Origin of the sequence: Microbulbifer elongatus (genome assembly GCF_020524885.1) — a bacterium.
GTDB lineage: Bacteria > Pseudomonadota > Gammaproteobacteria > Pseudomonadales > Cellvibrionaceae > Microbulbifer > Microbulbifer elongatus_A.
On record NZ_JAIVKJ010000015.1, the window covers coordinates 1 to 2,285 of the forward strand.

General features: G+C 47.1%; 3 protein-coding genes. All 3 read left to right on the plus strand.

Features of this window, described 5'->3' with window-relative positions; genetic code table 11:
• The first annotated feature begins 334 nt into the window (after positions 1-334).
• Entirely contained in the window at positions 335-655 is a 321-nt protein-coding gene (locus LC059_RS17805; protein WP_226705223.1) for a hypothetical protein, read from the plus strand.
• A 128-nt stretch (positions 656-783) separates the two neighbouring features.
• The gene (locus LC059_RS17810; RefSeq protein WP_226705224.1) at positions 784-1,011 is read left to right on the plus strand and encodes a hypothetical protein; all 228 of its coding nucleotides are present in this window, start codon (positions 784-786) and stop codon (positions 1,009-1,011) included.
• 665 nt (positions 1,012-1,676) lie between these two features.
• A complete protein-coding gene (locus tag LC059_RS17815) occupies positions 1,677-2,027 on the plus strand; it encodes a hypothetical protein (protein ID WP_226705225.1) in 351 nt (116 codons plus the stop codon).
• Positions 2,028-2,285: the final 258 nt, after the last annotated feature.

Sequence of the window (2,285 nt, forward strand, 5' to 3'; positions counted from 1 at the left end):
CTGCCCATCTCCAACAGCATCGTTTCGCCAAAGCTCTCTAGAGATAAAGGGTGGCGAAATTACAGGTATATGTGAGGCATATAAAAGCCAAACCGGTGGCGAAACCAAGTTTAATTTAGAGGTCGGACCCTACGACATAGTACCAAAAGGTTAACAAGCAGCGGCAGAGCGACAGCCAACGCTACGCACCTTTTGTGTTACTCGCTTGCGCTCAAACATTAACACAAAATGCGCTCCGCGCTGGCTGCGCCTGCGCTGGACGTTATGTTTCAGTGAGGGTCGAGATATCCGTAAATTACTAGTATTACTGGCGGCTTTGGTTAACTTCGGTTGCTTGAATGAAAGTGATCCCGCTGCTTCTACAGCATATCCTTTGATGGCGTTATTCGATGCTGCAAAATCCTTAGATGGAGAAAATATAGAGGTTGTCGGTTATTTCGGTTTTTGGGATGGCGATATCCCAGTACTTTATGCAAGTCTTTCAGATTTTAAAGTTCGGGATGGTTTGTATAAATCGCATATCATTTTTAAGAATCAAAATGAAGAGCCTAGAGTTAAGGAAATAAATGGTAAGCTTTGCCGCTTTAAAGTTGCTGTTTGGTATCGTGGTACGATGCCAACGCTTGACCAAGCAGAGCTGATAGGGTGCAAGTAGTCGTAGGGGAAAAAACATAACAAGATGCGGCAGACCGACGTCTTACTTTGCGCACTTTTTGCGCAGTCGCTACGCTCCTATTTTCGCGCAAAAACCACACAAAGTAAGCCGCCGCTGCGCAAGGCGTTATGTTTCTCAAGTCTGACGAAAAACCTGAGGCAAAGGATATGATGTTTCGAATTTTAGGGATAATCATGGGCACTGTTTTCTTGATAGGAGCCTCACTCATGATCTTTATTGGTGACGTAGGCACTATCCAAATTCTTACGCTTTTTGTCCTGGGCGGCACATTCATGCTTTACGGTCTTTGTGGCAACAAAGGGTTATCAAAAGTCATGCCTTGGCTGGCAAAATGAGCCAGTCGTCAGGCCAAAACATAACAATCACGGGCAGTGAAGCGCCGGCCCTTCGGGCCTCCGCGGGACGGCTTACCTTATGCACGTTTTGCGCGGTCGCTTCGCTCCCATTTTTGCGCAAAACGCGCATAAGGTAAGCCGCCCCTGCCGTGGGCGTTATGCGTGGAGACATAAATGGACTTCGATAGTCTATTCAAAGAAATAGTGGCCATACATAACTGCCGAAATTCTGAGGATCTCGAAGAGCGCGTAAAAAGACTTTTTGAGCCTTCTGCCAAGATCAAAAGATGGCATCATGTAGAGCTGAACGTAAATCAGTTTATCCAAGACTATCGTTATGATGGCGGCATTCAGGGAAACGCAAAGCTAGTTTATTCTCGGAACTTTGAGAAAAGGGGAGTTCTGGCAATGGAGTCACATTGCGAAATCTCTGGGTGTTTTGGTCTCACAATTTGGACTATGGAAATATCCAATGCACTTATATGTAACCTCGATATTGACAGTTCGGGGTGTTACTACTGACCCAGTTCGGGCCACCGCATAACAATGCAATGCAGCCGACGTCTTACTTTGTGCACTTTTCGCACGGTCGCTGCGCTCACATTTTCGTGCAAAAAGCACACAAAGTAAGCCGCGTCTGATTGCGGCGTTATGTGTAGTTCGATATGACCAAGCAGGATGCTATCGAAAAAATTGAAAAATCGTTGGCCGGGGGCGCGCAGCTCATCACGCCCAAAGGGAAAACGTATGAAGAGCACTTGGAAGAAGCGTGTCGGAAGCTGTTCGCGAATCTCATCGAGCCGTGTAAGGTAAGTATTACCTCAGCTTGCTTCCCTGAGTATGATTTTTCCAAGTATCAAAATTCAGTAGTTTGGGGCATTGCCAAGTCGGAAAATCACTGGCTTCTTACTCTAGATAAAGAGGCCGAATTCGCGCTGGGTTTTGGTGAGGAGGCGAGTAATATTATGATGCTCGGCTTTTCATCGCCAGATGCACTCGGCGAGTGGTGTGGTTAAAACACATAACAATCACGGGCAGTGATGCTCCGGCCCTTCGGGCCTCCGCGGGACGGCTTACCTTATGCACGTTTTACGCGGGTCGCTTCGCTCCCATTTTCGCGTAAATCGCGCATAAGGTAAGCCGCCCCTGCCGTGGGCGTTCTGGCTGTAGAAAAACTCTTAAAAACCAGTAGTTTTTGGTAGGATTGGCGGATCATAAAAAGGGATGCCTGCCATGCCCAATTTTAAGCGGTATAACTACAACCAGGATGCGAT